Annotated in this window: 29 protein-coding genes and 1 pseudogene; 8 read left to right on the forward strand and 22 right to left on the reverse strand. The window is 58.5% G+C overall.

Annotation, left to right across the window (positions count from 1 at the left end):
* Positions 1-242 precede the first annotated feature (242 nt).
* Entirely contained in the window at positions 243-707 is a 465-nt protein-coding gene (locus tag AC0GUR_RS17840) for a hypothetical protein (protein WP_472878850.1), read from the forward strand.
* Between the two features lie 138 nt (positions 708-845).
* Here AC0GUR_RS17840 and AC0GUR_RS17845 read toward each other — a convergent pair whose 3' ends face one another.
* The 5 genes from AC0GUR_RS17845 to AC0GUR_RS17865 form a co-directional block, all read right to left on the reverse strand.
* Positions 846-1,196, reverse strand: coding sequence for a hypothetical protein (locus tag AC0GUR_RS17845; RefSeq protein ID WP_472878851.1), 351 nt, complete (start codon positions 1,194-1,196; stop codon positions 846-848).
* Positions 1,197-1,281: 85 nt separating this feature from the next.
* A complete protein-coding gene (locus AC0GUR_RS17850) occupies positions 1,282-1,584 on the reverse strand; it encodes a hypothetical protein (RefSeq protein ID WP_472878852.1) in 303 nt (100 codons plus the stop codon).
* Positions 1,585-1,657: 73 nt separating this feature from the next.
* Positions 1,658-1,894 (reverse strand): hypothetical protein, encoded by a 237-nt coding sequence (locus tag AC0GUR_RS17855; RefSeq protein WP_472878853.1) that lies wholly within the window; start codon positions 1,892-1,894, stop codon positions 1,658-1,660.
* A 207-nt stretch (positions 1,895-2,101) separates the two neighbouring features.
* The gene (locus AC0GUR_RS17860; RefSeq protein WP_472878854.1) at positions 2,102-2,767 is read right to left on the reverse strand and encodes a hypothetical protein; all 666 of its coding nucleotides are present in this window, start codon (positions 2,765-2,767) and stop codon (positions 2,102-2,104) included.
* Positions 2,768-3,171: 404 nt separating this feature from the next.
* Positions 3,172-3,729: a hypothetical protein gene (locus AC0GUR_RS17865; RefSeq protein WP_472878855.1), complete on the reverse strand. Its 558-nt coding sequence runs from the start codon at positions 3,727-3,729 to the stop codon at positions 3,172-3,174.
* Between the two features lie 572 nt (positions 3,730-4,301).
* Here AC0GUR_RS17865 and AC0GUR_RS17870 point away from each other — a divergent pair.
* The gene (locus AC0GUR_RS17870; protein WP_472878856.1) at positions 4,302-5,693 is read left to right on the forward strand and encodes a sensor domain-containing diguanylate cyclase; all 1,392 of its coding nucleotides are present in this window, start codon (positions 4,302-4,304) and stop codon (positions 5,691-5,693) included.
* A 150-nt stretch (positions 5,694-5,843) separates the two neighbouring features.
* Here AC0GUR_RS17870 and AC0GUR_RS17875 read toward each other — a convergent pair whose 3' ends face one another.
* The 11 genes from AC0GUR_RS17875 to AC0GUR_RS17925 form a co-directional block, all read right to left on the reverse strand.
* On the reverse strand, positions 5,844-6,401 hold the full coding sequence (locus tag AC0GUR_RS17875) for a hypothetical protein (RefSeq protein ID WP_472878857.1): 558 nt from the start codon (positions 6,399-6,401) through the stop codon (positions 5,844-5,846).
* A 58-nt stretch (positions 6,402-6,459) separates the two neighbouring features.
* On the reverse strand, positions 6,460-6,945 hold the full coding sequence (locus tag AC0GUR_RS17880; RefSeq protein ID WP_472878858.1) for a hypothetical protein: 486 nt from the start codon (positions 6,943-6,945) through the stop codon (positions 6,460-6,462).
* Positions 6,946-6,986: 41 nt separating this feature from the next.
* Positions 6,987-7,382 carry a hypothetical protein gene (locus tag AC0GUR_RS17885; protein ID WP_472878859.1) on the reverse strand — a complete coding sequence of 132 codons (396 nt, stop codon included), beginning with the start codon at positions 7,380-7,382 and terminating at the stop codon, positions 6,987-6,989.
* Between the two features lie 194 nt (positions 7,383-7,576).
* A complete protein-coding gene (locus AC0GUR_RS17890; RefSeq protein ID WP_472878860.1) occupies positions 7,577-8,845 on the reverse strand; it encodes a DUF6438 domain-containing protein in 1,269 nt (422 codons plus the stop codon).
* 617 nt (positions 8,846-9,462) lie between these two features.
* Positions 9,463-10,152, reverse strand: a complete 690-nt coding sequence (locus AC0GUR_RS17895) for a hypothetical protein (RefSeq protein ID WP_472878861.1) — start codon at positions 10,150-10,152, stop codon at positions 9,463-9,465.
* Between the two features lie 190 nt (positions 10,153-10,342).
* Positions 10,343-10,738 (reverse strand): hypothetical protein, encoded by a 396-nt coding sequence (locus tag AC0GUR_RS17900; RefSeq protein WP_472878862.1) that lies wholly within the window; start codon positions 10,736-10,738, stop codon positions 10,343-10,345.
* Between the two features lie 91 nt (positions 10,739-10,829).
* Positions 10,830-11,234 (reverse strand): hypothetical protein, encoded by a 405-nt coding sequence (locus tag AC0GUR_RS17905; protein ID WP_472878863.1) that lies wholly within the window; start codon positions 11,232-11,234, stop codon positions 10,830-10,832.
* 58 nt (positions 11,235-11,292) lie between these two features.
* The gene (locus tag AC0GUR_RS17910; protein WP_472878864.1) at positions 11,293-11,679 is read right to left on the reverse strand and encodes a hypothetical protein; all 387 of its coding nucleotides are present in this window, start codon (positions 11,677-11,679) and stop codon (positions 11,293-11,295) included.
* A 180-nt stretch (positions 11,680-11,859) separates the two neighbouring features.
* Positions 11,860-12,195 carry a hypothetical protein gene (locus AC0GUR_RS17915; protein WP_472878865.1) on the reverse strand — a complete coding sequence of 112 codons (336 nt, stop codon included), beginning with the start codon at positions 12,193-12,195 and terminating at the stop codon, positions 11,860-11,862.
* Between the two features lie 1,397 nt (positions 12,196-13,592).
* Positions 13,593-14,135 carry a hypothetical protein gene (locus AC0GUR_RS17920; protein ID WP_472878866.1) on the reverse strand — a complete coding sequence of 181 codons (543 nt, stop codon included), beginning with the start codon at positions 14,133-14,135 and terminating at the stop codon, positions 13,593-13,595.
* Positions 14,136-14,301: 166 nt separating this feature from the next.
* A complete protein-coding gene (locus tag AC0GUR_RS17925) occupies positions 14,302-14,907 on the reverse strand; it encodes a TetR/AcrR family transcriptional regulator (RefSeq protein ID WP_472878867.1) in 606 nt (201 codons plus the stop codon).
* Positions 14,908-15,043: 136 nt separating this feature from the next.
* Between AC0GUR_RS17925 and AC0GUR_RS17930 the strand changes: the two genes are divergently transcribed.
* Positions 15,044-15,481: an SRPBCC family protein gene (locus AC0GUR_RS17930; RefSeq protein ID WP_472878868.1), complete on the forward strand. Its 438-nt coding sequence runs from the start codon at positions 15,044-15,046 to the stop codon at positions 15,479-15,481.
* A 46-nt stretch (positions 15,482-15,527) separates the two neighbouring features.
* A complete protein-coding gene (locus AC0GUR_RS17935) occupies positions 15,528-16,214 on the forward strand; it encodes a hypothetical protein (RefSeq protein ID WP_472878869.1) in 687 nt (228 codons plus the stop codon).
* A gap of 183 nt (positions 16,215-16,397) precedes the next feature.
* Here AC0GUR_RS17935 and AC0GUR_RS17940 read toward each other — a convergent pair whose 3' ends face one another.
* From AC0GUR_RS17940 to AC0GUR_RS17955, 4 genes are all read right to left on the reverse strand, one after another.
* Positions 16,398-16,793 carry a hypothetical protein gene (locus AC0GUR_RS17940; protein ID WP_472878870.1) on the reverse strand — a complete coding sequence of 132 codons (396 nt, stop codon included), beginning with the start codon at positions 16,791-16,793 and terminating at the stop codon, positions 16,398-16,400.
* Positions 16,794-17,546: 753 nt separating this feature from the next.
* Positions 17,547-17,930, reverse strand: coding sequence for a hypothetical protein (locus AC0GUR_RS17945; RefSeq protein ID WP_472878871.1), 384 nt, complete (start codon positions 17,928-17,930; stop codon positions 17,547-17,549).
* Positions 17,931-18,049: 119 nt separating this feature from the next.
* Positions 18,050-18,430 (reverse strand): hypothetical protein, encoded by a 381-nt coding sequence (locus tag AC0GUR_RS17950; RefSeq protein ID WP_472878872.1) that lies wholly within the window; start codon positions 18,428-18,430, stop codon positions 18,050-18,052.
* Positions 18,427-19,371 (reverse strand): hypothetical protein, encoded by a 945-nt coding sequence (locus AC0GUR_RS17955; RefSeq protein ID WP_472878873.1) that lies wholly within the window; start codon positions 19,369-19,371, stop codon positions 18,427-18,429. Before AC0GUR_RS17955 ends, AC0GUR_RS17950 begins: the two co-directional genes overlap by 4 nt.
* 140 nt (positions 19,372-19,511) lie before the next feature.
* On the opposite strand from AC0GUR_RS17955, the pseudogene dusB reads away from it, so the two are divergent.
* The 3 genes and pseudogenes from dusB to AC0GUR_RS17970 form a co-directional block, all read left to right on the forward strand.
* Positions 19,512-20,213 (forward strand): annotated as a pseudogene (dusB, locus tag AC0GUR_RS17960) (tRNA dihydrouridine synthase DusB); the annotation flags it as partial.
* A 284-nt stretch (positions 20,214-20,497) separates the two neighbouring features.
* Positions 20,498-21,433 (forward strand): alpha/beta hydrolase, encoded by a 936-nt coding sequence (locus AC0GUR_RS17965; RefSeq protein WP_472878874.1) that lies wholly within the window; start codon positions 20,498-20,500, stop codon positions 21,431-21,433.
* A gap of 73 nt (positions 21,434-21,506) precedes the next feature.
* Entirely contained in the window at positions 21,507-22,337 is an 831-nt protein-coding gene (locus tag AC0GUR_RS17970) for a class I SAM-dependent methyltransferase (protein ID WP_472878875.1), read from the forward strand.
* Between the two features lie 92 nt (positions 22,338-22,429).
* On the opposite strand, the gene AC0GUR_RS17975 is transcribed toward AC0GUR_RS17970, so the two are convergent.
* Complete coding sequence (locus AC0GUR_RS17975; protein WP_472878876.1) at positions 22,430-23,437, reverse strand: hypothetical protein; 1,008 nt, start codon at positions 23,435-23,437, stop codon at positions 22,430-22,432.
* Between the two features lie 59 nt (positions 23,438-23,496).
* Positions 23,497-23,874, reverse strand: coding sequence for a DUF2946 domain-containing protein (locus AC0GUR_RS17980; RefSeq protein ID WP_472878877.1), 378 nt, complete (start codon positions 23,872-23,874; stop codon positions 23,497-23,499).
* 358 nt (positions 23,875-24,232) lie between these two features.
* Here AC0GUR_RS17980 and metK point away from each other — a divergent pair, with 358 nt between their 5' ends.
* Complete coding sequence (gene metK, locus AC0GUR_RS17985; protein WP_472878878.1) at positions 24,233-25,432, forward strand: methionine adenosyltransferase; 1,200 nt, start codon at positions 24,233-24,235, stop codon at positions 25,430-25,432.
* The last annotated feature ends 415 nt before the right edge of the window (positions 25,433-25,847 follow it).

Here is a 25,847-nt window from a genome sequence, read left to right on the forward strand (position 1 = left end):
CGCGACTGGTTCTATCGCTTCCAGTCTGGCACTTGATGCCGAAGACGGAGAGGAGTCCATCTCATTGCTATGGGTCGGAAGCGGACCTTACAGTTGCAGGCCAAACCGGGCGGCGCAATGCCCGTCCGACCCCAAACAAGTGGTTAGAACGCCAGCGGAACACCCTACACTTGCGACCAGCTGACAACGCCGTGCGCTTGCTACACCATGGCAACCACACTCCGACATGGGAGGTGGACGAGATGACCATCACCGACTGGGTCAGTTATGCGGGTTTGGTGGGAGGTTTGGTCGGCACCGTTACCGGGTGTTTGGCCTACCGGCGCACCGCCCAGCTCAAAAAGTTGGATCTGCGCCTGGAGCTTCGAAAGGCTGATACCGACCTCCGCAACCTAGTGAGCGACCTGAGAGATCTTATCCGCCGCGCCACTGCGTTACTCGAGCGCGTGGCGGCCGGCAAGCTCAGCTACGCGGAAGCCATGGAGCGGTGGCAGGCGTCCGTCGACGCTGACCTCGCCAGGCTGGGCGCCATCGAGGGCGCCCTGCCGACAGCCGAAGTGCCGTACCGTCACAGATCGCCCGAGGCGATCGAATCGCTGCTGGTCCAGCGCCACGAAGCGAGCAGTGAAGTGCTTGCCCTAAAAGCCAAGTACGAAGCGGAACTGAGCGAGGATGGGATCAGAAGCCACTACCGCTTCCGCACGTAGTCATCGCGGCAATCAGTTCACGGTCGCGATGAAGTCGGGGCGCTATGGCCAACCAAGGAGGAGATCTGTATCGACACAAACTCCCCCTTTCATTGCTCTTGGCTTAGGTCCGCTTCGGGTCGGAAGCGGATCTTACGGCTACTGTCCGAAATAGCTGTGAATTAGCCCCACAACCATCTGCCGGTCCTGTTCCGCGCCGGGGGATCGATATTGTTGTGGATCCCGGCTCGCCCAACCATCAACGACCCGGACACCGGCAGCGCAGTCGTCCAGTCTCAGGGCAAAGATGTGCGCACCTGTCCAACTTCGATGGAAGTGCAGCCAGCTGCCCTCGAAATAGATAAACCACCTGTCGTCCATGTCGACCGGGATATGGCCCTCCCTCATTCGATCACCTGTGATGTCCGAGAAAATTTCAGATACCACCAGGGGCTCACGCTTATCGGGCGGCGGCAACGTCTTCCAAGAGGTTCGGGTGGCTTGATCCATTACCTAAGATTCCATACTTAATGACTGCCGCGTTGCTCGGTGTTCGCTCTGGGTCGGAAGCGGACCTTACAACTTTCTCTGCAAATCAAATGGCGTTCGTCGCGAACATCAGGACGATCACCACCAATGGAATGAAGAACAAGAGCACAACGCCGACTGCGCGTCGCTTGGCGGCGTGAAATGCCATTCCCGAGAGCCACACTGAAAACGTCGAGACGGCCAGCCCGACACCCGCTATCAAGGTTGCTCTGGCGTAGTAGGCCGTTTGCAAGTCGCCGGGTGTCGAACTGGCGAAATCTTGTATAGACGCAAAGTACCCGTAGACCATCAACAGCCAGCCCAGCAGGACAAGCATCAAGGCCAAGTTCGCGATGGCGCTCGCTTTCAACGGTACCCCCCCCTTTTTGAAACCCGTTTTGGCTATGCCCCCTTCGGGTCGGAAGCGGACCTAACGAAGGCGCCTAGTGACGCAGGTTGTTGAAGGCGGCAATCGCAACCCATACGACAACAAGCGTTGCAATTCCTACCCATTGGATTCGACCGTGGGATTGTGCGCAATCCTTGCGGGTCGGATAGCGGCCTAGAGTGACCGCAAGCATCACAACGCGGCCCACATGGAAGAGCACGAAGTCCCAGATGATCACCTTGAAGATGAATCTGGCGGTCGCGCCGACTGCGTCCTCGATGGCCTCGCGCATCAATCCCCCTTAAAGAGCTCGCCTCTACGGCGTTGCCACGAACATTATCAGCACTTCCCCGTCTATCCGCCATGTCCGCCTTGGGTCGGAAGCAGACCTTTCGAATTATCACAGGTCAACATGAAGCCACTGCGGGGTGGTTGCGGCGTGGGATAGCCCGCACCTTCTAGGTATCCGTTTCGTCCGCTTCCGGCGTCGCGAGCGTCCTCAGATGACGCTACTAATGCGATCCGACAGGCCAATTCGGCTGCGTATCAGCCGGCAAATCTCCTCACAGTGCCTCTCGATGGCCTCGCCAGTGGGTGGGACCTTATCCAACCATTTGAGGGCCGGATACTTATCGTTTACCAATGCACCGCTGCACATGGCGAGCATTTTGGTCAGTGCCTCATACACCTCGCAATGAAAGAACGGGGCGTTTCGCAAGGTCAGGTCAGCGACTGGCTCAAGCAGTTCAAGCACACGATCCTGATTGAGTTTGATCTCATCCCTTTTCGTCGTGATGGCTGTCAGATTCCGATCATCATCGTCGCCCAACTTTTTGGCCTCATTCGTTAGGTTCCATAGATGCGACCACAGTTCGGTGTAGAGCCCGAATTCCTTTTCGAACTGCTTGCCGTGCGCAAAGGTCAGCCTCGCCGCGTCGAGACGCACTTGCTCAAGTCCCGTCTGGATCTGGCCTTTCGTTTGCTCAAGCCGCGTTTGAATCTGGGCTTTCGTTGCTTCAAGAGCAGCCGACAAGGCGGCGTGCTGGCGCGCGAGCGACCTGGAGTTCAAAAAACCCAGCAGCGCCAGAACCACAACGCCGACGCCCCCGACGCCCAACCGATCCACAACCTCGACGACCAACTCGCCCAGCGACTTAATAGGCATATCGGAGCACTCCGCGGGTTCCAGGTTTGTGTAGCACGGCTCAAGGGCCGGCTCTACCTAGCATTTGGCCGACACACCGACCGGCCACGCGATCACGTGGCTCCTGTGTGACGCAGGCGGGGTCGTTAGTTCGATAGCCGCGGCGAATGCTGCGCCGGGCCTCCTACGAGTCGACCTTGGACCGCTGTTCTGACCGGGGAACCTAGCTTCCGGACGATCGCCCGGCACCACCCTTGCTGTCGAACAGCCAAAAAGAAGGGTGTCCGGCATCCAGTGTGGAGTCGGGCAATAGCTGCCGGGCGAGCCACATGCTGAAACTCGGCTTCGAATGACCGTAATAGCTGAACGAGATTCTGACCTGCCTAAAGGGACCGGTTAGGTCCGCTATGGGTCGGAAGCGGACTTTAGAAAGAGGCATCCCAAAGGGCCTCAGCGGTGGCATTGCCTGGAATTCTCAGGCGGACTGATTTTGCAAAGTCGTCGAAATTTTCAATACCACCTTCGAAAATTCCAACGCGTCGCTTACCCGAGAAAAACTTCAAATTGATCCCATTGTTGAGGCGGTAGTAACTGATGCCGGTTACCGTCATGAGATCGATGCGGCTAAGCCAGACAGCGCCATATCGAATCTCACTTCGTTCTAGCTCGATCCTGTAGAGCTTCAAGTATGTCCAAGCTCCGAGAAACACCGCGCAAAAAGCGCTCGGACCGATGTAAGTAAGAGCACCAGTGCCGGTACGCATGGAGGGAGTTAGGAGAAACATGGCTGGGAGTAAAAAGGCGAAAAGGAGGATCAGCCAAAGCATCCCCTGCGGATAGCGATATACCCTGCCCCCTTCAGCCGAAGGTGCGGCACTCTTCTCTTCCATCGACTCGCGAGCCAGACGTTGGCTATACAAACGCACAGCAATCGCCCCGCCAATGAATGGCGCCAAAGGCGCCAGGCTATATCCAACGTGCATCTGCCCTCCCTTGACAGTAACTAAGGTCCGCTTCGGGTCGGAAGCGGACCTTGCCACGTCTTTAAAAAGCTAGCGCTCTGTCTGCACCGCAACCACTAGACACTCACAGCCACCAACGTCTATCGATTTCCGCCAGACGTTTGTCCTGTTCGGGATAGGCGCAAACTCTCCACGATAGGCCTTGGAAACTAATTCCTTGTGCAAGCTGGGCGTCAACTCGGGCAACACGCCAGGAGGGATGTTGCTGCACCAAGTGGATATAAAACCCTTGAAATTGCTGTGGCTGCCCTGCGCGATGTGGCTGGAGCCTTTGTAAGACACTACATATGTGTAGAACGGCATTTTCTTCCCTTGCCTCTTTGTCCGTTGTCTCGCGAAGGTCCGCTACGGGTCGGAAGCGGACCTTATATCAGACCGTTCCTGGTTGCCCAATGAAAGATTTCCTGGTGGATTGCCGGATCGACTAATATGCCTGCAAGGCTCAAATGTCAGTCAACCATTTCTGCGCCGTGCCCCTCGCCGCCATTGTCGAACCTGGGCATATGGTTGGTTGCCTCAGAGGCGGGGGAGGAGTGATCAAAATCCTTACTGCCAAGCAGTCTTCGCAGCTAGCCCTCGGCGGACTGGCGTACTACCTGTGCGCACGCTTTGGCATGACGCTGTTTTCCCTTCAACCTAGCAATATCACCCTGCTCTGGCTGGCCTCAGGGGTCGGCTTAGTGCTGGTGCTCCGCGTTGGCGCTTTGGCGTTGCCGGTGATTTTTCTTGCCAGCCTGCTGGCAAATTTCCCAGGCATGAGGCATGTCGGCGCGCTCGGGCAGTCCTGGCACGTATTGATTGCCGCTGCCGCCGACACTTTGAGCGCCTTTCTCGCGGCGCGCTTTTTTAACTGGCAGCTACCCCATGGCCTGCAGCGCGCGAGTGACCTGGCGCGCTTCATCTTTTATGTGTGCTTCTTGCCTACCGCAATCAGTGCCACGCTGATTGTCCTCAACCTGGCGTGGGGAAGCTATATCCGATTGGCCGAGATGGCGGGTTTGCTGCGCAATTTGATTCTGTCCGACAGCCTGGGGATATTGCTGATCTACCCCTTGTACCAAGCTTGGCCCGCTCAGGTTCCGCACGGTCGCGAGTGGGGTTGGGTCCTGGCAGCCCTGCTGTTTTGCGGGGTGCTTCTGGCCTTGGACATCGTTGGCGTCAGCGGCTGGTTCTATTTCATCCTGCCGGGTCTGTTGGTCCTGGTCTTCAGGGTGCCGCCGGGCGGCGTCTACCTTGCATTGTTGCTAATCGTGGGGGCGATTGTGGCGCTGAGCGCCGGACAACTTGGGCCCTTTGGTGGCTTTAGCCCTGAGGAAGCGCACTTCAGGCTGCTGAGTTTTGTCTTCGCCACGACCTTTGTCAGCCTCAGTCTGGCCTTGAAATACCATCAGTTGCTTGAGGCCCAGGCGTCTGCGGAGCACTGGTATCGTCAGGCTCTGCGCGATCCATTGACGGGCCTGCTCAACCGTCGCGGCTTTACTCCCTTGCTGGCCAGCGAGCATCAACGAGTCAAACGCAGTCTGCGCCCGAGTGTGCTGGCGCTAATTGATTTGGACCATTTCAAGAAGCTCAACGACCGCTATGGTCATGCGGAAGGCGACCGCGTGCTGCAAGCGCTGGCGCAGGTCTTGAAAGCGCAGTTGCGCGATATCGATAGCCCGGCGCGCGTTGGCGGTGAGGAGTTCGCCGTCTTGTTCCCTGAATCCGATTCCGCGCAAGTGGCAGAAGCGCTGGAGCGAGTCCGGCAGCACCTGGCGGCGCACCCCCTGTGGCTGGGCGGCGAAGCGGTCATTGTGACATTCAGTGCTGGCTACGTGGAGTTCGCTGGTGGAATCGAGGGCATTGAGCAGTTGTTCGAGGCGGCTGATCGAGGCCTGTATGCTGCCAAGGCCGGCGGCCGCAACCGCAGCGTGGCGGCTACCTAGTGTAGAAACTGATACCTGTTGCTATTCCCGGCGTGATTAGCCGCCAGGAAATGCTGGAGATGCTGCAACATCTACTGCAGCCGAAGCGAGGCGAACTCCGGTGTGCATTTTGGCTTGCTTGTAAGGTCCGCTTCGGGTCGGAAGCGGACATTAGAAAGAGGCATCCCAAAGGGCCTCGGCGGTGGCATTGCCTGGAATTCTCAGGCGGACTGATTTTGCAAAGTCGTCGAAATTTTCTATACCACCTTCGAAAATTCCAACGCGTCGCTTACCCGAGAAAAACTTCAGATTGATCCCATTGTTGAGGCGGTAGTAACTGATGCCGGTTACCGTCGTGAGATCGATACGGCTAAGCCAGACAGCGCCATATCGAATCTCACTTCGTTCTAGCTCGATCCTGTAGAGCTTCAAGTATGTCCAAGCTCCGAGAAACACCGCGCAAAAAGCACTCGGACCGATGTAAGCCAGAGCACCAGTGCCGGTACGCATGGAGGGAGTTAGGAGAAACATGGCTGGGAGTAAAAAGGCGAAAAGGAGGATCAGCCAAAGCATCCCCTGCGGATAGCGATATACCCTGACCCCTTCAGGCGAAGGTGCGGCACTCTTCTCTTCCTTCGACTCGCGAGCCAGACGTTGGCTATACAAACGCACAGCAATCGCCCCGCCAATGAATGGCGCCAAAGGCGCCAGGCTATATCCAACGTGCATCCGCCCTCCCTTGACAGTAACTAAGGTCCGCTTCGGGTCGAAAGCAGACGTAAGAATCTCATCGCCCCTTCGGCTTCCAAAGCACCCTTGGCACGTAGGGAACCCGTCCTGTCCCATCATTGACGGTGATGACTTTGTGTCCGAAACACTCCAAAAAGGCCACCATGCAACCGGTGCCGCCGAACGGGTAACTTTGCGGATTGAATAGTAAGTGATGGCTGCGTCCGCGATCCTCGATGGTCATCAAGTCGTACTCGCCATCGGCAAGGGAATCCAGCATAGATCCGAGATCCCACTGCGGCCCTGGAAGCAAGTGGCGTTGACCCGGTGGTGTTCCGAACCACATCGCCGACCATTCCGCTCGCTCCTCTTCCGACGGACTCCAAAAGAACGACCTTTCTGCATCAGTTAGCTGTGCGGAGAACACCGAGTCGTCCAAGGTCGCCCCTCCTTGTTTCGAGGCTCGAATTTGTTCGAACAATACCGTTGTCCTGGCCAGAACGGCGGTGTCGACTGGCACGAATTCGACCGAACAGCAGTCCATTCTCTCCCCCTGTTAGATCCGCTATGGGTAGGAAGCGGACTCTACTGTTGCCACCGTGTAAACAAGGCGGCAAAGAAAGCCGCGCAAACCATAGCGGTGGCCGCGAAAGCATAGACTGGCCAGACCTCTTTACCTCCGTCGGCCGCGTCAACGTAGAGAAGATAGGTTGTGATGACCTGCATTACGGCCAGGATCGCCCCAACCATCCACATTGCGCGACTCGGTGGTGGTAGTGCACTGGTTGCTGAAACAGAAGGGAATTGCCCGACAGACTTCGCCGCCCGGAACAATTTCAGACTGCCAAGTATGGCGAGCAAGCCTGCAGAGCGAATGACGAAGTTGTGCTGGCCCAACAGCAGAGCCGCCACCGCAATCAAAAACAGAGCGATAGCTGACCCATAAAACAACCGTCGCTTGGACGAATCTGCGAATGCCATGGCCGATTACCCCCCCCTGAGGCGTGAATCCGGCAGCGCTCAAAGTGCACGCAATTGGACGATACCGTAACTGTCCGCTTTGGGTTGCGACTTCAGCCGGTCAACGCAACACATTGAAGAAATCGTTTTGCGTGGAATATCAACCTACTACGCGCCAAGGACTGTCCGACTAACGATCCCGCACTGCCAATAAGCTAGATCGCCTCTGCTAGCTCCGACAGGGTGCTGCCCCAGGTGTCCGTTCCAGCTGGGCTTGCTCCCGCGTCCAGCAGCCGCAGAATAATGTCTTCACCCCAGCTGCCAAATACCAGGCTCTCACCTTTGAAGGATTTTGCCCTGGCGTCAGCACCATGTTCTAGCAGGACGTTCAGGAGCTCCAGGTCTTCCACGCCGTACAGTGTCGTTCGTCCCAAACTGTCACGATGGTTGGGATCGGCTCCGTGGGCAAGCAACCGTTCGGCTGTCTGTACAGGCAAAGCTCCGTCGCCATTGCAGGCCTGCGTCAAGTTAGCGAGTGCCGTGCGGTCCTTAGCCTCAGGAGTGGGACCGCTACTGGTGGGCATACCGACGTCGATATCGATGCCGGCGTCGGCCACGGCGTCCACCATCGTCGGAAAACACCCGGCGGCAGACGCTGCAAACAACTCCGCGACGTTGGCCTTTCCTGCCCGATCCAGCCATCCATCTTTAACCACGCGTTTGAATACGTTGAGATGGACTCGCCTCATCGAATAACGGATGAGTGCAACGCCAGCCATCTCTGTTTGCGGTGGTCCGGGATATGGGATGCCTACCGGGGAGTCCAGCGGCGCACCGCGGTCGATCAAGGCGAGAACCATGGATTCGGGTGCCTGCCGCCCCTCCCCAGCCGCCGCTATTTCTGCAGCCTCGGCAGACCGGAAGTTGAATCCCGACTCCTCAAGCCAGGAGATGAGGTCGGCATTGCCCATGATCCAGCGATCCGTGCCAGCGACCTGATCAATGGCATCCTCGAGATTACGAACCGCCTGAGGCATTCCGACTTCAACACCCGAATGGTCCACGACCGTCTTCGTTCGTGCCCCCACTCGCAAGCTGACAACATAAGTTGGATCGTCGACGGACATCTGTCGGTACGAGTGCTTCAGACGCCAGAAGTTAGCCGCATCAAACCGCCTGACCAGCGACGCGACTGCTTCGGGTGGGACCTTGGCCTCGTGCATACCCGGTACGAGAACCCCATTCCAGCGAGACAGTTTCCGATAACCGTTCTCTGGCGTCGTGTCCGCCGTGAACTGCACGCGGCCGTCACCCTGGATCGTCACCTTGTACTCAGGGCACGGACCCAGACATCCTGTCCGCTCCAGGGTGACGAGAACGCCGCCCTTTTCGACAGGCGCCGATTTCAAAGTCCACACGCAAGTCGCCAGTACCCCGACGAAGGTCATTTTGGCAAGGCTGGCAAAATGCCATCGATGGTTCATGACTTGAGTCCCCTCCTTTAAATGCGCGTACAGAGTCTCTCCTGACTCGCCCATTCCATAGACAACCAGCCCATTCCCAGCCCTCTTAGACCCTACGCCTTTAAGGTCCGCTCTGGGTCGGAAGCGGACGTTTCCAGTGCGCCTCAGCCTTCTTGCCTGACGCCTCGACGCCAGATGCCGACGTACAGTACCAGCGAGGTTAACGTGCTTGCGCCGGCCCCGATTAGCGCCCCTTTAAAGAAAAGGCTGGTGTCTTGCGCCGGCCCAAAAAGGTAGTTGCTGATTGCGTAGATAAGCGAAATCGGAACACAGAGAATGAAGAGGATTCCCAGGCCACCGGAGATACTCGCCAAACTATGAAGCTTCGTAGATCGCTCATCTCCAGCTCGAAGTGCGCCTACATTGATCGTGACCATCAACGAGGCGATAGCGAGACAAAGTAGTGATCGCCACATGTCGTTTTGCTCCGAATGCGCTGAGGTCGTGCCAGGTGCGGATTATGTCTGCTTCGGGTCGGAAGCGGACACTCCCAGCATCGCAATCTCTTCAAATGTGAGCAAGCTGGTGTGGCCCATTGCGGGCGGCGAATATCCGTTCGTCGCGGCGGTCCAGGCGCATCAATCGACGGCGACGATTGAATTGCATGACAGCTTCTTGATCTCACCGCTCTTCTTCATCAGATAGCAGTCTTTGGCCGAAACGGTGTATCCGCCTGCAATCTTCTCGAAGCGACCATTGAACACCTTGAACACCAACTCACCAGACAATGTACGCACCACCTCGTCTGGTGCCCCCGGGAGCGCCCGAAACGATGTGATCGATGGAACGGATCCAGACGAAGCGGTTACGAGGTAGGTTCCACCGACGTTACTGCGCATATGCGCCAGCCCGGTGAACACAACCACACCAAATGGCATCCGAAAGATGCCATGCACATTTCTCTTCATGAGGAGATGGGTGGCCCCTTCCTGATCGCGAAACATCAACTCGCCACCAAATTCACCGCGATCGTCGCCCATCAATTGTCCACCAAAGGCGCCCAATCGATATGACGGAACCACATCAATCACTTTGACCACCGGCCCCATTTCACCGAGGCCCTCAATCTGGGTCTGATAGCCGAATGGCGACGTTCGGTCTTCAAAGTGAGACATAGCGGCCGCAGCCGCGCGCTGAGCATCAGCGCGTCGCACCTCTACTTTCTCCTCATGACCCTGGCAGGCGACAAGGGCAAGCGCGAGTAGTGGCAGAACGCGACGTCCAATTTGCAGGGTGAAGCATTGCCTCCGCGCTACTTTCTCACCCATTGACCTTTCCCCTTGGACGCTTGCGAACCACACCCATCGATGTCCGCTTCGGGTCGGAAGCGGACATTGCGGTTAGACCCGATCGAAGTAAAGAACTTAGCCTGAGCGACGCTCCTTGAATGCCTTCACAGTCTCTTTCACGACAACATCACCCAGGCAAGAGCTGATCGCTTGATGTCGAGACGTGGTGCTACTTCTGCGCAGATGATTCGGTAGTGGAGGCTCCCCGCTGAGCGGCTTCGCGCGATTTCGCTTTGAGATAGAACGCCTTTGCAAACAAGCGTTGCATCTCTTCGTTCGACGTATCCTTTTGCACGAAGATGACTTCACCATCACCGGAGACTTGAGCCACGCCATCTGAAGGCTTGGCCAGCATGACGATTTGAAGTGTCGCTGGGTCGTCGTCTCCGTGAAAGCTCTCCACATTGAGCCCGGTTCCATCCACGGCGACGACCTTGGAATGGATGGCTATGTCTTTCATGACAGCTTCAAGATCTTTACTGATCTTTACCTCTTCGGCCGCAATGGCAAAGGTGAAACTGAAGAATATTGCCATGACTACGGCAAGCTTAAGCGCATTACGCATCTTTTCCCCTTTTGGTTCGGATAGGCTCGGCACAACTGTCTGCTTCGGGTCGGTAGCAGACGTTTTGCCTTGTGGGCGGATTTCGGGGTAGTCACGGCTTTTTGCCGAACAAGCGCTGTAGAATTCCCGGTTTAGGTGGGTCCGGATTCTGGCCAGACGATAGAAATCTGCCGCCAATCTTGCCTAGAGTCCGCATGTCATCGTCTTCGGACATACGTCCGGCCAGCACTTCCCGCTCAGTCACGCGCGCCAGCAAGTCCGGCGCTACGTTGCCTTCCTGGTCCACCACTTCGCTAATCAAGAGGAAGTGATAATCCCGTGCTCGTGCCTCGCGCAGCTGTCCCAACTCCTCTGGATTGCTCAGCTGGCTTTCCAGACGATCATTGAGATCACGGTGCAGGTCGAGCAGCTTTGAGCGCATTTCGTCCGTGGTCGCGAGTGCATATTGGGCATGTATCCATTCGCGCACTTCCAGCAGCGTTCTCGGTTCGGACATGGCCTCCTCCCTTCGTGGTCACTTGGACAGCTGCGCGCGATAACTTAGTGGCAATGGCTCAACGAGAGAAATGCTCGATTGATGCCGGCTCGCCGACGAGGAATGGATTGCTCCACTTTGAGCCGATATTTCCTGCGATACCGTGATTCGTCACAACCAGATACGGTCGCCCGGGGAATATAGCCAGAACAATTGCTGGATCGGATAACGTGGTTTTCCGCTCAGTCGTAATGCCACCCGAACGAACCGTTTGGATTCGAGATCCCGTCATCGACTCGCCGACTGTAGCGGTCCACACCTCGCCGTTGTGCTTAAAGACGATTGAGTAGACACGGTCCGCTACATCAGGAACTGCGCATTGCGCAAAGCGTGCAACACTAGCGAAATCACTTTCCAGCGTCTCTTCCGTTGATGCCGGCAAGAAGAACTTTGGCGCGTCGCTCATTAGCTACCTCCATGATTGGCGCTATCGCGACTGCAAATCTCTGATTTAGCGGGACGCTTCACACCGGTTGCGAAATGGCTGCTCTGGGTGGGGAGCGGACGCTAAAGTTGCATGCGGTCGAAACTGTGCCGTTGAACGCTGGAATTAAGCGGTGGCGTAGCCGTCCGCTTGGATGACTGATTAGGCGACGACCGCCAGTTGTACGCCGTAAAATACTAACTTTACGACTAGCCATGTGCCTATGAGGACGGCCCAGCTGATGCCTCGGCGACGCTGCTTATTTAAGGTGTTTTGCAGAAGTGTGAAAACGACGGCACAGACTAGGCCGAAGAACAGGCCAAACGTCAATTGTTGCAACTTGACGTGCAAGAAGTAGCCATCGGGCATTGCGCCATTTGGCCCTGGGCCATCGACAGGAATTACAAGCCCGGCAAGCGCTCCAAAAAGGAGCCAGCGCCACAGGTATGTTCCGAATCGATAGAAAAGACTCGGCGAAGAAACTGTTGTTGATTTCATCGATGTCCCCTCTTGAACTTGCCACTTGCAGCCTACTGCTGGAATTTGGCGGGCGCGGAGCCGTCCACTGGGAAGACTGTTTAAATGCCGACCCAGACCGACACCGCTCTAACCGCCTTTGCGATACCGAATACGGTGGTGCCGGCGCCGAACAGAATGAAGGCGGCAGGTACGCAGCAACCGGCAGCCCTACCAATTTTTCGTTGGCGGCCCGAGCGCGTGAGAGGAATGCCCAGGCTACGAGAAAGCTTTCCCTTGGCACTGGAAAGGCCAATTGCCCGCTTCCACGAAAATGAAAGGCCAGGTATTCCCCGTTTGCGGCCCATGCTTAGCCCTGCATCTAACTCTAAGTAGACCCCAAAAGAGGGGTATTGCACAAAGTATGCGGCCCTGTTCCTGACCGCACAAGCGGCGAATTCCCGCGGCAGAACAGGTACTTGTTAAGAACCTAACCCGTTATGTCTGCTGTGGGTCGAAAGCGGACCTTACGATCAGGTCCAATCCCAGCTAGTGCTGGTGTATTTGGACCCACCAAAAGCCATACGCGAGTACGTAAATTATTGAGAAATAGAACCGGTAGCCCCAAGGGTGTTCCGCGTATTTCAGGACACCGCCTCGCGCAAGCACATCGACTTTCCGTGAATAAAGGCTCGACAGAAACACTTGCAGAGCAAGAAGTATCAGCGTCAGTCCAACTTTGAATTCTATGGACGTCGCGCCAAGCAAAGCCCACGAAAGACCCAGTGTCCCGAACCCCACCAACAGGGATGCAAAGAGAACGAGCTTTGTTACATGCGACATTCTCTGGCCTCTTTTTGGTGTCCGCTTTGGGTCGGAAGCGGACCTTACCCTGCCCATCCTACTGGCAGTTATAGGACGCTGCTGTCTGACTGACCACGACGCGGCAAGACTTGGGATGCCAAGCCCCACGCACTGAAGCCTCGATGTTGGAATCTGGCAACGTACTTTGGACGATGAAGCCGACTTTCGATTGGCCGCGAGAAGGGGCCGGCTTGTCCCAGCCAACGAACTTCCAGCCCTTCGCAGCAGGTAGCTCGTAAAGCACAGGCGTTTCGCCAAGGTCACCCGATGACACCGTGATGAAGAGCCGAACGTCGGGGCAGGAATCCACCCTGCCATCGCATTCGCCGATGAAGTCCGGCGCTACGTAGACGCGTACAAATAGGGGGAGTTCGGAAGCCCGGGACTTCGGAGTTATTTCCTCTGAGAGCCCCAGGACTGTCGCGAGACGAGCGTCCTTAACGGACTTCAGATTAGCGGACAACACGGGTAGCGGCGCCACGGCCAGCGTGGCGAACAAGAGTATGGATTTCACGAATCCCCCGTTACTCAACGACGTCCGCTCCGGGTCGGAAGCGGACATAGGACGGCACTTGTTATCGGTTGGGCAAGCCGCGTTGTGTGCGCTGCGCCCTAATCTTGTCGGCATTTGCAACGTTCCAATCGCGCAAGCCGGCTAGACCCACGCGGAGTTCATTCCACTCCTTCGCGTGCTGCTCTTTCGAAGTAAATTCATTAGGGTGGTCTTTGTCCCAGCCCAGCGCCTTATCGATCTGGGCTGCTAAGGCAATGGGGTCACCACCTGCCCATTCGTTGAGCGCTTTTCCAAGACCTGCGTTGAGTGAAGCCATCAGGGCGGGCTCGCCATCCTCCGGAAGACCGGGGTTCGACAGCAAGTAGAAGCGATATCGCAGTTGGCCGATGTAAAACCAGCGCACTGCGTCATCCTTATGTCCTTCGCTGAATAGCCGCTCCGCATAGACGTAGTACATGGCTGGATGAGCCTTGGGGAGCGCCGCCTCAACCTGGGACTTTGGCAGCACACGCACGTTGTCCGCGTTAAGTGGATCGGCTGCCTGCGCTGCAGAGGGTAAGAAGCCAACAGCAAAGACCATCAAGCAGGCAAGCAAAAAGCGCATGGATCACTCCGTTATAAAGTTGGAATCTCGTAAGTGAAGTGTCCGCTTCGGGTCGGAAGCGGACATCACGCAAATCCTACTTGGCAGTCCGTGGCCTGGCCATGGCTCAGAAGACTTTGATCAGCGCCGGCGATCAGGGCAGCACGTCGAACCGCTTCGCTTGCGCTCAGGCACGCCGGGACGAGACTTCCATACCGCGTAGCAAGTGTTCGGCCAGCACCTTGGCGGTTGCGGCCGGGCGCACGGGGGCCCCGTTTACATGGACTACCCGGGCATGCTGCATCATGGCGCCCACCACGATAATCGCCGCCACCGCTGGATCGACATCGGGCCGAATCCGCCCGGCAGCCTTTTCCCCTTCAATCATCCGTCGCGCCAGCGCGGGAATATTTTGGGTCTGCAGATCCTTCGGCAGCTTGGCCCAGTCCTTGCGCACGTTCTCCACAACGTAGTGAAACGCCTCCGGTACTTCTTCGACCTCTTGTAGCGCGACGGTGAGCCACGACTGCAGTCCGGCCATGGCCGCCGGCGTCGCCAACGTGCCACTGAGGCGCCGGTAGCAGACTTCGAACAATACGGTGGCCAACTCCTCCTTGCTCGCGAAGTGGCGAAAGAGCGCTGGGTTGGTGAAGCCCGTGGCCGCGGCGATGTCGCGAATGCTGACGGAGTCGACACCGTGCGTTGCGAACAGCTTGAGCGCCTGCTCCAGGATCGCGCGTTTTGCGCGGGGGGCGTCTTCAAACTCCGCGAATAGAGCCTTCAACTCAGCCATGGCCAACCTTTGCGGATCATCTTGCCGGGGACCGAGCGATGTTAGCACTTGATAACTAAGTTAGCATTTGCTAACTTTGGCCACACTCGTTGCAACCCAGCCCTCCTGGACCGTCATCCTGAGGAGCATTGGTCCCATGTTTGAAATCAGACTCCAGATAGACCGACCGCCGGAGGTCGTCTTTGCCCATCTCGCCGACATCGAAAGTGCTCCGCGTTGGTACGAAGCCCTCCGGCATGTGGACAACCCGACCGGCAGGCCCGTTGAACGCGGCACACATCTGACCTTTCACCGCCGGATTGTCGGGCTGGAACTCGTCAACGATGTCGAGCTCAGCGAATTCCGCCCCGATAGCTGCATCTGCTTCACGACCAGGGAGGGGCCAACGCCCTTCACCTATCGCTATGACCTGCAGCCAGTCGGCGGCGGTACGGAGCTCACCCTCAAAGGCGAAATCTCGGGCGAGGGCCTGCCTGGCCTGCTCGCTCTGTTCGGCCCGCTGGCCGAGCGATCGTTCGCGCGTGGAATGCGCATCAACCTCGAAGCGCTGAAGCGGTGGATCGAAAGCGCCTGATGGCGTGCCACCTCAAAGCCAAAACCAAAGTCATAGGAGAGTAAAGATGTTCATCGGACACTACGCGCCAGCGCTGGCGACCAAGTCCATGCGCCGCCCCCCGTCATTGGCGGCGGCGTTCATCGCGGTGCAGTGGATGGATTTCGTCTGGTCCGCGCTGATCCTAGCCGGCGTCGAGCACGCCAGCGTCGTCCCGCATGCCATGGCGATGTCGAGCCTTGTGCTCTACGACATGCCCTACGACCACTCGCTGCCCGGCGCACTTGTGCTGTCCGCGATAGGCGCACTGATCTACCGGGTGCTGGACCGCCAATCGGGCTGGGCTGCGGCCATCGTTATCGGGGCGCTCGTCTTCTCCCACTGGGTGCTGGATTTCCTGGTGCACGCACCCGACCTTCTGCTCTACCCGGGCGGACCCAAGGTTGGGCTTGGCTGGTGGAATTCACCGATGCTCGCCATTGGCTCGGAACTGGGCATTCTCATTGTCGGCTTCGGGATCTACCTGTGGAGCACCGTGCCGCGGAACCTAGCGGGCCGTATCGCCCCGTGGGTGACCGCAGCCCTCATGCTTGCCGGTCTTGCGTTCGACAAGCTCGGTCCGCCGCCGGCCAACATCAAGGGCGAAGCCGCGTTTGCGCTCATCGCCTACGTAGCTTTCGCGGCGTTGGCATTCTGGCTGGATGCCGTTCGTCAGCCCGCGCCAGCAACCGCACCGGTAGGCGCTTCCACCTAACCGCTCCCACGCACGTCGAAAAACCTTCAGCGGGTGAGCATATGACACCGGGCGATCAGCGCGCGCCCGGTGGTTAGCACCGCCGATCTCGTCGCTGGCTCTTCCTTCAACGCCACCGGCGCTCCTTTCCGGGCTCGCGGGGAGTGTCTGCTTTGGGTCGGAAGCAGACATTAGCGAACTCGTCTAACAGAGCGCCACAACAACTTCTTGGCGCTCCAACAAAGCCGTCTTGCATGCGGCGACAAGGTCTGTGACGCAATAGAGCCGCCACCCCTTACCCAGGCCCCACTTTGCCTTTACTGGGTCCAAGCCAGCCTTCTCGTCGTCGACCGTCGCGCGTCGCCAATCGTCATGACCAATCTCGCGGATCAGGGCTTCCCTGTAGTCAGCAAGAGCAGGCAAAAGCACTTCCGCCTGGGCCACGCTTATCAAGACAAACTCAGACGCATCAAATCCGGACGTAATGGAAAGCACCAGATCCTCAGGAACACTTCCGAGCGCATGCAAGACAGCTTCAAAGGCTGATCCTGACTTGTCGTCACCCGAAAACGTGCCGCATGAGATATGTAGGCCTGCCATTTTCTCCCCTTTATTGGGTCCGCTTCGGGTCGGAAGCGGACATGGCGGAAAACTCCCATGATCCCGCTACCGCTACCTAATTGGCGCGTGAGCCAAGGCCCACGCTATCCACACAAGATTGACAACAAGAAGCCCGGCATAGCTTGCGAGATTGGCTTGAAATACGGCTCGCCGCACTTGAGTTTTAGGAAGTTGCCGTTGGAAGCGAGCCACGATCGGAGCTTCAATGAAGTACGACGCGAAGAAGAACGGCACAAGAAGTACCAAGGAAGCAACGGGAACCATCCAGTAGAGCTGATCCCCATGGGGAAGCAACCATGGCGCCTGCCACGTTACAGCGAGAAACATGCCCAGAGGCCTTCCGAGTTGATGATAGGTGTCCCCGCCAGTAGCCCATTGCAGAAGAACCAAGGCCACCCAGGTTAGGGGGACGCCAACGATGGTCGATGCGACGTTAGCAGTAGCTGCCGACGTCGCAAGAGAGACTGCCTTCCGCTGCAGCACTCGGCTCAAAACTATCGATTCCAACAAGATTATCGGAATCAGGGCTAGAACCATTGCGGGAAACGTAACGAACAACATAGGCACGCCAGCGTCGGCGTTCGCACTCTCCGCGAAGACTGTCAGTGACACTCCCAGCGCCAAAAGCCGCGCCCTCCAAACTCGATCCATGTTGGCGATCCCTTGTGCGTAGTCCCATTTACACCACGAAATGATGTCCGCTTTGGGTCGGAAGCGGACAGTTCATACCGCCTATTCAAGGTCAATCACGACCAGGCGCGTCGCCTGATCGGGAGGGCCATACCTCTTCGCCACTCGCGCACCCTTCATGAAAGGCGCTGTCGCGAGCACCGGCTTAATCACCTCAAGCAGCCTGTCAGCGTCCTGGCCATACATGTAGAGGTAGCCATCATGTCCATCGGTAGCCACCTCATCACCATCAAGATCCCCAACGCCAGCGCCTTTGATGGCCGCTTCGAGCTTGTCCTCCAAGGCATATAGCGGCTTGAGATCCGTCGAGCCATACCTGAAGTGGACAACAACCTCCTGTTGAGCAGAGCGCGCTTTGTCACCGGCGGATGCAGGGAGCGACAGACTAACCAGCACCCCCACCAGCAATATCCGTATGGCTCTCATTCTGTCTCCAGTGCTGGCTGAAACTCTCGGGACTTTCATGTCGGCGGGCTTTGGCTCAAGTGTCCGCTTCGGGTCGGAAGCGGACCTAAAGCGTGTGCTCAATCAATTCAAACATACATTCAAGAAGACGGGGGCTGCCAAAGCAGCATCTTCTTCTGGTTGTATCTCTTGGCATAACGCAGTGACGTGGCGTTTAGCTCACGCTCCTCCGCAGAGCACGAAGTATCCGTTCCTTCGACAACCCAAAGACCATATCCCGAAGTGTCTGGATTGGTGTCCAGTCCAGGCACCGTAAGTCCAATGCCACTATGGACCCCTAGTAGCCGGTGGTCCCCGTTCTTGCTATCGCGAGCTGCGTCGTCTTCCGCGCTTTCCAGCTTCAACGCCCGCATCGCCGGCAGGTCGCTCTTCGGCATGCAACTGGCAGGATCGACCTTCTGACTACATGCCACCGTAGACAGAACTATCACGCCCACCAAACAGGCGATTCCGGCTTTCATGCTGGTTCTTCCTTGTATGCAAGGTCCGCTTCGGGTCGGAAGCGGACCTTAGGCTCTGCGATCGCTTGGCGTCTCAGCCTTCGCGTACTTTCAGAATATTCGCAAAGCTCATGGAGAAGCCCCGTTGGAATCGGAACCAAGCCGCTATGACCAAATTTTGTTGCCACAATTGGTGAAGCACCAGGACCCACGGCGAGGCGGTGCCACCCGGGCACATGGTCTTCGCTTGCGTGCTGGAGCGTGTCCAATTTCAAATCAAGGATCGATCCTAGACGCAACCCCGATCCGAAGCCGATTCTCAGCATCAGCTGGAGCTCTACGCTCGCCCGAGCATCAGCAAGTTCAAGAACCTGCTTCATCCCCGTGCTTGAAAGTGGCATTACGCCGTCCTCCAAGCCAATGGCGCCGGCGACTGACGCGCTAGGAATCGCCAAGTCGGTTGTCACGACATTGAGTGTGTGCTCAAGCCCAAATCCATTTGACAGCCGGATACCGACCTGACGCTCTGCCCACATTGGCCACGATGTCGACAGCAATCCGTTGTGCATCAACCAGCGGTAAAAGCGGATGACCGTTGACATACGCACTGACGCTGTCGACGCGGCGACTATTCCGCGGTCCCGCATAAGGATTAATTGCCCCCGAAATCGTGTGAGGCAACGCTCGGACATGCGCGCCGGAAAATCCCACCAGTGAACGCTTTCATTCTCGAGCCAATTCGCGTAACCCAGAAGGTGATGCATTGCCGAACGGACTGTTTTGATGTTTCTTGTCTCAGCCAGCTCGAGCGACCAAAGATTCGCCTCGCCCCATGTGCTGTGGTCATCCCAAAACAGCTGAGGTAGTTGTTCTAAAAGTCTTCCTTCAGCGGCCCAGCCGATCTCATGCCCAAGTAAGACCGGCTGTCTTTTAGGCACACGCACGTATTCAAGAGTTGCCATTTGAGCCCCTGCAAGTGATTTCCGGCACCCCCTGATTCCGTGGCACCGCCTCTGGAACGTCTGTTTACAGGCTCCCCCTCGGCCGAACATGTCACCAGTTCACACCTAACGGTTGCGCGGACTTGTAACGCATGTAACGTGTAAACATGGGTTGCCCGGCCAAAAAGGTCTGCAATGTGTGGTCGGGCTCTGCGCTGCTGCAAGATGAACCGCTGGTCGCGCGCATTGTGAAGGCCGTGGTGAATGCGGTGGATGTGCCGGTGACGCTGAAGATCCGCACCGGCTGGGATCGTCAGAACAAGAACGCACTGACTATTGCGAAAATCGCCGAGGACGCAGGCATTGCTGCGCTCGCCGTGCATGGCCGCACGCGTGCCGACAAGTACGAAGGCGAGGCCGAGTACGAAACGATCGCCGCCGTGAAGGCAGCCATCCGCATTCCCGTGCTCGCCAACGGCGACGTGCTCACGCCGCAGCAGGCCAAACACGTACTGGATGCCACCGGCGCCGATGCGGTGATGGTGGGCCGCGGTGCGCAGGGTCGGCCGTGGATCTTCCGCGAGATTGCGCACTACCTCGCCACTGGCGAGACGCTGCCCGAACCGACGCCCGCCGAGGTGTGCGAGATCCTGGTGCACCACCTGGAGCATCTCTACGCCTTCTACGGCGAGCTGCAGGGTGTGCGCATCGCACGCAAGCACCTGGGCTGGTATGCCAAAGATCGCGCTGAGAACGCCGCGTTCCGGCATGTGGTGAACCGTGCGGAATCAGCTACCGATCAGTTGCAGCTGACGCGTGATTATTTCGCAACGCTGGCTGATGGGGCGCGGCTGGCAGCCTGAATACCCGTCCAGGGCCTCCGAATAACTTCGGTGTTTCCTCACCGTCATCCCCGCGAAAGCGGGAGGTGCTTTTCAACAGCCGAATGGCTGGTCATCCAGTGTCTTTCCATCGGAGCGCAAGCCTGAAAGTCGCTGGATCCCCGCTTTCGCGGGGATGACGGTGAGGGGCAACAAAGGGACGTTTGCGGACTAAGGCAAGGGTTCCTAGCCGCTCAGGCGTAAACCCTTGCGCAAAGACCTGAGGCATCATCGGCCTCTCATGGTCCGCCGGTCATGCCGCAGCGATGCCGTCTCGCCTTCCCCGCCCGCGCTTTGCTTTTGCCCGCCATGGCCGGTGGCTATGGATAGGCGTGGCACTGTTGCTTTCCGGCTGCGAGGCCACGCTGTTCGCGGGCCTCAACACCACGGACCAGCACCAGGGCATAAATGAGCAGCAAGGCATCGTGTTCGATGCTGACCACCACCTCGCGCTCGACGTCTACACACCCACCAACGCGGAACACGTACCCGTCGTGGTGTTCTTCTACGGTGGCGACTGGGCACGCGGCGAAAGGGCGTGGTACCGCTTCGTCGGCACGACACTCGCTGCCCATGGCGTAGCCGTAGTGATTCCCGACTACCGCAAAGTGCCGCAGGTGACATTGGCGGGTTTCATGCAGGATGCGGCAGACGCCGTTGCGTGGACGCATGCCCATGCCAGCGATTTTGGTGGTTCCGCTGACGATATGTTCGTGATGGGCCATTCAGCGGGTGGGCAGATCGCAGCGTTGCTGGCCACCGATGCGTCATGGCTCGGTGCGCACGGCATGCACCCGGATGATCTCGCCGGCTTCATTGGTCTGGCTGGTTGTTATGACTTCGTGCCGGTGCCCGCTGAAGACAAGGACATGATCGCCGCGTTCGGCGCGACGCCCGACCAGCAACGCCGGGGACAGCCGGTTTCTTTCGTGCACGGCGCCGAGCCACCCATGTTGCTGTTGCAGGGCGTCGACGATCACGAGGTCGAACCTTCCAACGCCATTTCACTGAATCGCGCGATGGTCTCGCAACATGAAGACGTAACCATGAAGCTCTATCCCGGCCTGGGCCACGAAGCCTTGCTGTTCGCCCTGTCCCGCCCGGTGCGCGACGATGCGCCGACGCTTGGCGACATCCTCGCTTTCATCGAAACGCATCCCATGGCTCAACCGCCAGACAAGACCAGCACCGCCTCGCGCTGATCGCGACCTTCCTTCGACGCGGGTCGGCGTAGGGTTGCCATTGCCATCGCAACTCGAGCGCAGGTTTCCTGCCATGAACAGCATCGTCACCGGCGAGTTTCCGTACATCCACGGCTTTTCTTCGGAAGAACAATCGCGACTGATGCGTCAGGCGCGCATGTTCGAGACCAAAATGTTCAGCAACATTGACTACAGCGAGGCGACACGTTTGCTCGAAGTGGGTAGCGGGGTGGGGGCGCAGACAGAGATCCTGCTGCGCCGCTTTCCCAATTTGCATGTGACCGGCATCGATCGCTCGGCCGCCCAATTGGCCGCAGCGGAAAGGAACCTCGCCGATACCGCCTGGTGCACCGCGCGTTACACGCTGCAGCTGGCCGATGCTACCGACTTGCCTTTTGGCGACCGCAGCTTTGACGCGGCCTATTTGTGCTGGGTGCTGGAACACATGCCCGCACCTGCCCGTGTACTGAGCGAGCTGCGCCGCGTGCTGGCGCCGGGCGCGGTGGTCTATGTGACCGAGGTGCTCAACACATCGTTCTTCCTCGACCCCTACTCGCCCCACCTGCTTCGCTACTGGATGGCCTTCAACGATCATCAGTACGACAGCGGCGGAGATCCCTTCATTGGCGCAAAGCTGGGCAATCTGTTGCTGGCTGGCGGCTATACCAATGTGCAGACCGAGGTGAAAAGCTTCCACCTGGACAACCGCCAGCCCGGTAAGCGCAAGCAGATGATCGAGTTCTGGGAGGAACTGCTGCTGTCGGCGGCCGAGCAACTGGTCGAGACCGGCAGAGTGGATGAAGCAACAGTCACCGGTATGCGGCAGGAGCTCCAGGCCGTGCGCAACGATCCCAACGCCGTTTTCTTTTTTGCATTCGTGCAGGCGCGAGCCACGGTTTATTGAACAGCCGTGGCGGCGAGCACTGGAGCGAGGGCGGCTTCATCCATCTGGCATGAACGCCCTCGCACCAACCCGTGATTTTGTTGCGACGGCGATCAGAGTCTGTATTGCATGCCGAGTGACCACAGCACGCGCGGCTCCAGCTGCAAACCGTTCACGCGGCGATAGATCGGCACCTGCACGAAAGCAAACGCATCAAGCCGCCGCGTGAACTTCACGCCAAGGCCCGGACTGATATAAGCCAGCGTCGCGCCGCTGTTGGCCACATCGGCCTCTGCGCCGCTTTCGCGCTGCTCGCTGTGAAGATTGAGCTGGATTTGCGGCGTGAACATGCCTGCATCGAGATAGCGCAGGCCGAAATTCACGTTGAGCGAATTGCCGGGTCGAAAATGCTCGCGCGAATCCAGCGCGACCTGCGCCATGGCCTGGCCGAAGTAACCGATGGATTCGCTGACGTAGCCGAACTTGTAGATGCCCAACAACGCGTCGGTCGTACCCGTACCCAGCTGCAGGCCACGATCCAGCAGCTGGCCCGCTTGCGGACCCGTGTCGAATTCCTGAGTGAACTTGCCGGTGGGGAGCTTCAGACCGAACTGCAAGCCGATGCCGGCGTCCTCGCTGAAGCCCTGGTAGCGCGCCACCACGCGCAAGTCACCTATACCGCGCGCATCGGAGGTGGAGACGCTGGTATCACCCGCCGCGATCGTCGAATGAAAGCGGTCCGTATACGGCAGCTGTACCGACACCCCCCAATAACGCGAAAAACTATAGTCGGCGCCCAGCAAGGTGGTGCGGTTGATGGTTGTCTGCTGAACTTCCTGATCCGTGGGAAATTGAAAGGACGAATGGCTAACGGTATCCGTGCCGCTCACCAGCTGGGATTGATTGAAGTAATCCTCACGCACGCTGAGGTGCAAGCCGGTCGAGGTCGCGTAACCCTGGCTGGACCAGTCGGAATTGAGCGAACAGCCGCAGGTGGAACAGGCACTCGCAACGCTGGGCACGAGTGTCAGCAGCGCAAGCGCAGCCCCTGCGATCAGGGGTTGCGCCATGCGCAAGGTCGGGCACGCAGCAACGCGCGTGCGGAAAGCAAACAGAGACATAGTTCTTCTCGAATATGGGCAGCACGGAACGACACGACCTGACGTGTCGACGGAATGGATCAGGTGCGTTCGATATCCGGTGGGCCGCGTGGCGCGGCAGCAAGCGATGACAGACGTGTCCAGGGCGGCGCCACTGCCCCGTAGGGCGGCATGGCTGCCAGGGGAGGCAATACGGCAGGCAGCCAGGCGACGCTGGCCAGCGTCGGGCTCTCGCTGAGCAAGCCGCAGTACCCGCACTTGTCCAGCAAATGATCGGGGGCCGATGGCGCTGGTGGGGTCGTGGCGTCGTAAGCGTGGCCGCCACACCAGGGGCCGAGATCGGGCATGGCCCACGCGGCAGGCAGCGTCTGCGAGATCACGGGCGCAACGATGGTCAGCCAAATGGCGGCCGTGGCCAGCCAGGCAATCCACCGACGATGTGTGCGCCAACGTGACACCTTCACCCCTTTGACCGCCAGCCGGGTCGCCCGGCTACGGAACATGGGGATTATGGCGCAATGCGGCGGCATGGGAGCCGCTGCGTCACCTCACCGCGCTCACCCCGACGCCGGGCGTCCCGCGCTTGGCGCCGTTGCGACCCCTCTGGGGTATGCTCCGGCCACCCCGCCAGCGCGCACATGGCCTGGAACCGGCCTTCAGCAGCTCCGTGAGAGAGCCGCAAAGCCGTCCAAATGGCTGAATCGGCATGAAATCGTCATGTCCGGCCACCATGCTGAGGCTGCAAAGCGGGGACACCCCGTGTATCATGCCCCACCTCTTTCATCTTTCTATCCGTAAGGAAGGATATATACCGCGATGAGCAACTTCCTCTTCACCTCCGAGTCGGTTTCCGAAGGCCACCCGGACAAAGTCGCCGACCAGATCTCCGATGCCGTCCTCGATGCGATCATCGCGCAGGATCCGCGCGCGCGCGTGGCCTGCGAAACGATGGTGAAGACGGGCGTGGCCATCGTGGCCGGCGAAATCACCACCAGCGCCTGGATCGACCTGGAAGCGCTGACCCGCAAGGTCATCACCGACATCGGTTATGACTCCTCTGACGTCGGCTTCGACGGCGAGACCTGCGGCGTGCTGAACCTCATCGGCAAGCAGTCGCCGGACATCAACCAGGGCGTGGACCGCAAGAAGCCGGAAGAACAGGGCGCTGGCGACCAGGGCCTGATGTTTGGCTACGCCACCAACGAAACCAAGGACTACATGCCGGCGGCGATCTACTACTCGCATCGCCTCGTCGAGCAGCAGGCCAAGATCCGCAAGAAGAAGAACTCCCCGCTGTCGTGGCTGCGTCCGGACGCCAAGAGCCAGGTCACCCTGCGCTATGAAGACGGCGTGGCAACGGCCATCGACGCCGTGGTGCTTTCGACCCAGCACGATCCGAGCGTGAAGCAGAAGGACCTGATCGAGGCTGTGCGCGAGTACATCCTCAAGCCGGTACTGCCTGCCAAGCTGCTGCACAAGGGCACCAAGTTCCACATCAACCCGACCGGCAAGTTCGTCATCGGCGGCCCGGTGGGCGACTGCGGCCTGACCGGCCGCAAGATCATCGTCGACACTTACGGCGGCTGGGCCCGTCACGGTGGTGGCGCGTTCTCGGGCAAGGATCCGTCCAAGGTCGATCGTTCGGCCGCCTACGCCGCCCGCTATGTGGCCAAGAACATCGTGGCCGCTGGCATCGCCGACCGCTGCGAAGTGCAGGTGAGCTACGCCATCGGCGTGGCCGAGCCGACCTCCATCTCGGTCACCACCTTCGGCACCGGCAAGATTGCTGACGAGAAGATCGAAAAGCTGATCCGCAAGCACTTCGACCTGCGTCCGTACGGCATCATCAAGATGCTCGACCTGGTGCACCCGATGTACCAGCAGACCGCGAGCTACGGCCACTTCGGCCGCACCCCGCAGGAAGTGAAGGGTCCGGACGGCAAGGTCTACACCACGTTCTCGTGGGAGAAGACCGACAAGGCCGAAGCGCTGCGCGCCGATGCCAAGCTGAAGTAAGCCAAGCTTGCTTCATACGAAAAATGGGCCGCGAAAGCGGCCCGTTTTTTTTGGCTCACGTGATGACATCTCATTTGAGACGGCGAGGCTAGATTGCCGCCTCACCCCAGCCATCTCCCCGGAGAGTAGAGGGGGGAGCGACGTTAATCACAGACTCCCATGGCGGCACCGAAGGAGCGCAGCGACGCTCCGCTTTAAGTCCTCTTCGCTATGGCGCGTTGCGGGGTAGCCGCGAGGTATGTCGGACGATCATGTCGATCAGGGCTCCACAACCGCCAAGGCTCTTATTCAGCACGGCGCTATGAGCCCTTGAAGGCCGTTTTCTTTGGGTTACTTTTCTTTTGGGCCAGCAAAAGAAAAGTGACTCGAGCGTCGGCAGACGATCGAAACGCCCGCCGCGTAGGCGGCACGCTGG

Source organism: Dyella sp. PARNA 12/25 (assembly GCF_055702865.1).

What these genes read in the sequence shown, in the direction of transcription:
- AC0GUR_RS17840 (WP_472878850.1), top strand. Translation starts at nt 243, where the DNA reads ATGACCATCACCGACTGGGTCAGTTATGCGGGTTTGGTGGGAGGTTTG.
- AC0GUR_RS17845 (WP_472878851.1), bottom strand. Translation starts at nt 1,196, where the DNA reads ATGGATCAAGCCACCCGAACCTCTTGGAAGACGTTGCCGCCGCCCGAT.
- AC0GUR_RS17855 (WP_472878853.1), bottom strand. Translation starts at nt 1,894, where the DNA reads ATGCGCGAGGCCATCGAGGACGCAGTCGGCGCGACCGCCAGATTCATC.
- AC0GUR_RS17860 (WP_472878854.1), bottom strand. Translation starts at nt 2,767, where the DNA reads ATGCCTATTAAGTCGCTGGGCGAGTTGGTCGTCGAGGTTGTGGATCGG.
- AC0GUR_RS17865 (WP_472878855.1), bottom strand. Translation starts at nt 3,729, where the DNA reads ATGCACGTTGGATATAGCCTGGCGCCTTTGGCGCCATTCATTGGCGGG.
- AC0GUR_RS17875 (WP_472878857.1), bottom strand. Translation starts at nt 6,401, where the DNA reads ATGCACGTTGGATATAGCCTGGCGCCTTTGGCGCCATTCATTGGCGGG.
- AC0GUR_RS17880 (WP_472878858.1), bottom strand. Translation starts at nt 6,945, where the DNA reads ATGGACTGCTGTTCGGTCGAATTCGTGCCAGTCGACACCGCCGTTCTG.
- AC0GUR_RS17885 (WP_472878859.1), bottom strand. Translation starts at nt 7,382, where the DNA reads ATGGCATTCGCAGATTCGTCCAAGCGACGGTTGTTTTATGGGTCAGCT.
- AC0GUR_RS17890 (WP_472878860.1), bottom strand. Translation starts at nt 8,845, where the DNA reads ATGAACCATCGATGGCATTTTGCCAGCCTTGCCAAAATGACCTTCGTC.
- AC0GUR_RS17895 (WP_472878861.1), bottom strand. Translation starts at nt 10,152, where the DNA reads ATGGGTGAGAAAGTAGCGCGGAGGCAATGCTTCACCCTGCAAATTGGA.
- AC0GUR_RS17900 (WP_472878862.1), bottom strand. Translation starts at nt 10,738, where the DNA reads ATGCGTAATGCGCTTAAGCTTGCCGTAGTCATGGCAATATTCTTCAGT.
- AC0GUR_RS17905 (WP_472878863.1), bottom strand. Translation starts at nt 11,234, where the DNA reads ATGTCCGAACCGAGAACGCTGCTGGAAGTGCGCGAATGGATACATGCC.
- AC0GUR_RS17910 (WP_472878864.1), bottom strand. Translation starts at nt 11,679, where the DNA reads ATGAGCGACGCGCCAAAGTTCTTCTTGCCGGCATCAACGGAAGAGACG.
- AC0GUR_RS17915 (WP_472878865.1), bottom strand. Translation starts at nt 12,195, where the DNA reads ATGAAATCAACAACAGTTTCTTCGCCGAGTCTTTTCTATCGATTCGGA.
- AC0GUR_RS17920 (WP_472878866.1), bottom strand. Translation starts at nt 14,135, where the DNA reads ATGCGCTTTTTGCTTGCCTGCTTGATGGTCTTTGCTGTTGGCTTCTTA.
- AC0GUR_RS17925 (WP_472878867.1), bottom strand. Translation starts at nt 14,907, where the DNA reads ATGGCTGAGTTGAAGGCTCTATTCGCGGAGTTTGAAGACGCCCCCCGC.
- AC0GUR_RS17930 (WP_472878868.1), top strand. Translation starts at nt 15,044, where the DNA reads ATGTTTGAAATCAGACTCCAGATAGACCGACCGCCGGAGGTCGTCTTT.
- AC0GUR_RS17935 (WP_472878869.1), top strand. Translation starts at nt 15,528, where the DNA reads ATGTTCATCGGACACTACGCGCCAGCGCTGGCGACCAAGTCCATGCGC.
- AC0GUR_RS17940 (WP_472878870.1), bottom strand. Translation starts at nt 16,793, where the DNA reads ATGGCAGGCCTACATATCTCATGCGGCACGTTTTCGGGTGACGACAAG.
- AC0GUR_RS17945 (WP_472878871.1), bottom strand. Translation starts at nt 17,930, where the DNA reads ATGAGAGCCATACGGATATTGCTGGTGGGGGTGCTGGTTAGTCTGTCG.
- AC0GUR_RS17950 (WP_472878872.1), bottom strand. Translation starts at nt 18,430, where the DNA reads ATGAAAGCCGGAATCGCCTGTTTGGTGGGCGTGATAGTTCTGTCTACG.
- AC0GUR_RS17955 (WP_472878873.1), bottom strand. Translation starts at nt 19,371, where the DNA reads ATGGCAACTCTTGAATACGTGCGTGTGCCTAAAAGACAGCCGGTCTTA.
- AC0GUR_RS17965 (WP_472878874.1), top strand. Translation starts at nt 20,498, where the DNA reads ATGCCGTCTCGCCTTCCCCGCCCGCGCTTTGCTTTTGCCCGCCATGGC.
- AC0GUR_RS17970 (WP_472878875.1), top strand. Translation starts at nt 21,507, where the DNA reads ATGAACAGCATCGTCACCGGCGAGTTTCCGTACATCCACGGCTTTTCT.
- AC0GUR_RS17975 (WP_472878876.1), bottom strand. Translation starts at nt 23,437, where the DNA reads ATGTCTCTGTTTGCTTTCCGCACGCGCGTTGCTGCGTGCCCGACCTTG.
- metK (WP_472878878.1), top strand. Translation starts at nt 24,233, where the DNA reads ATGAGCAACTTCCTCTTCACCTCCGAGTCGGTTTCCGAAGGCCACCCG.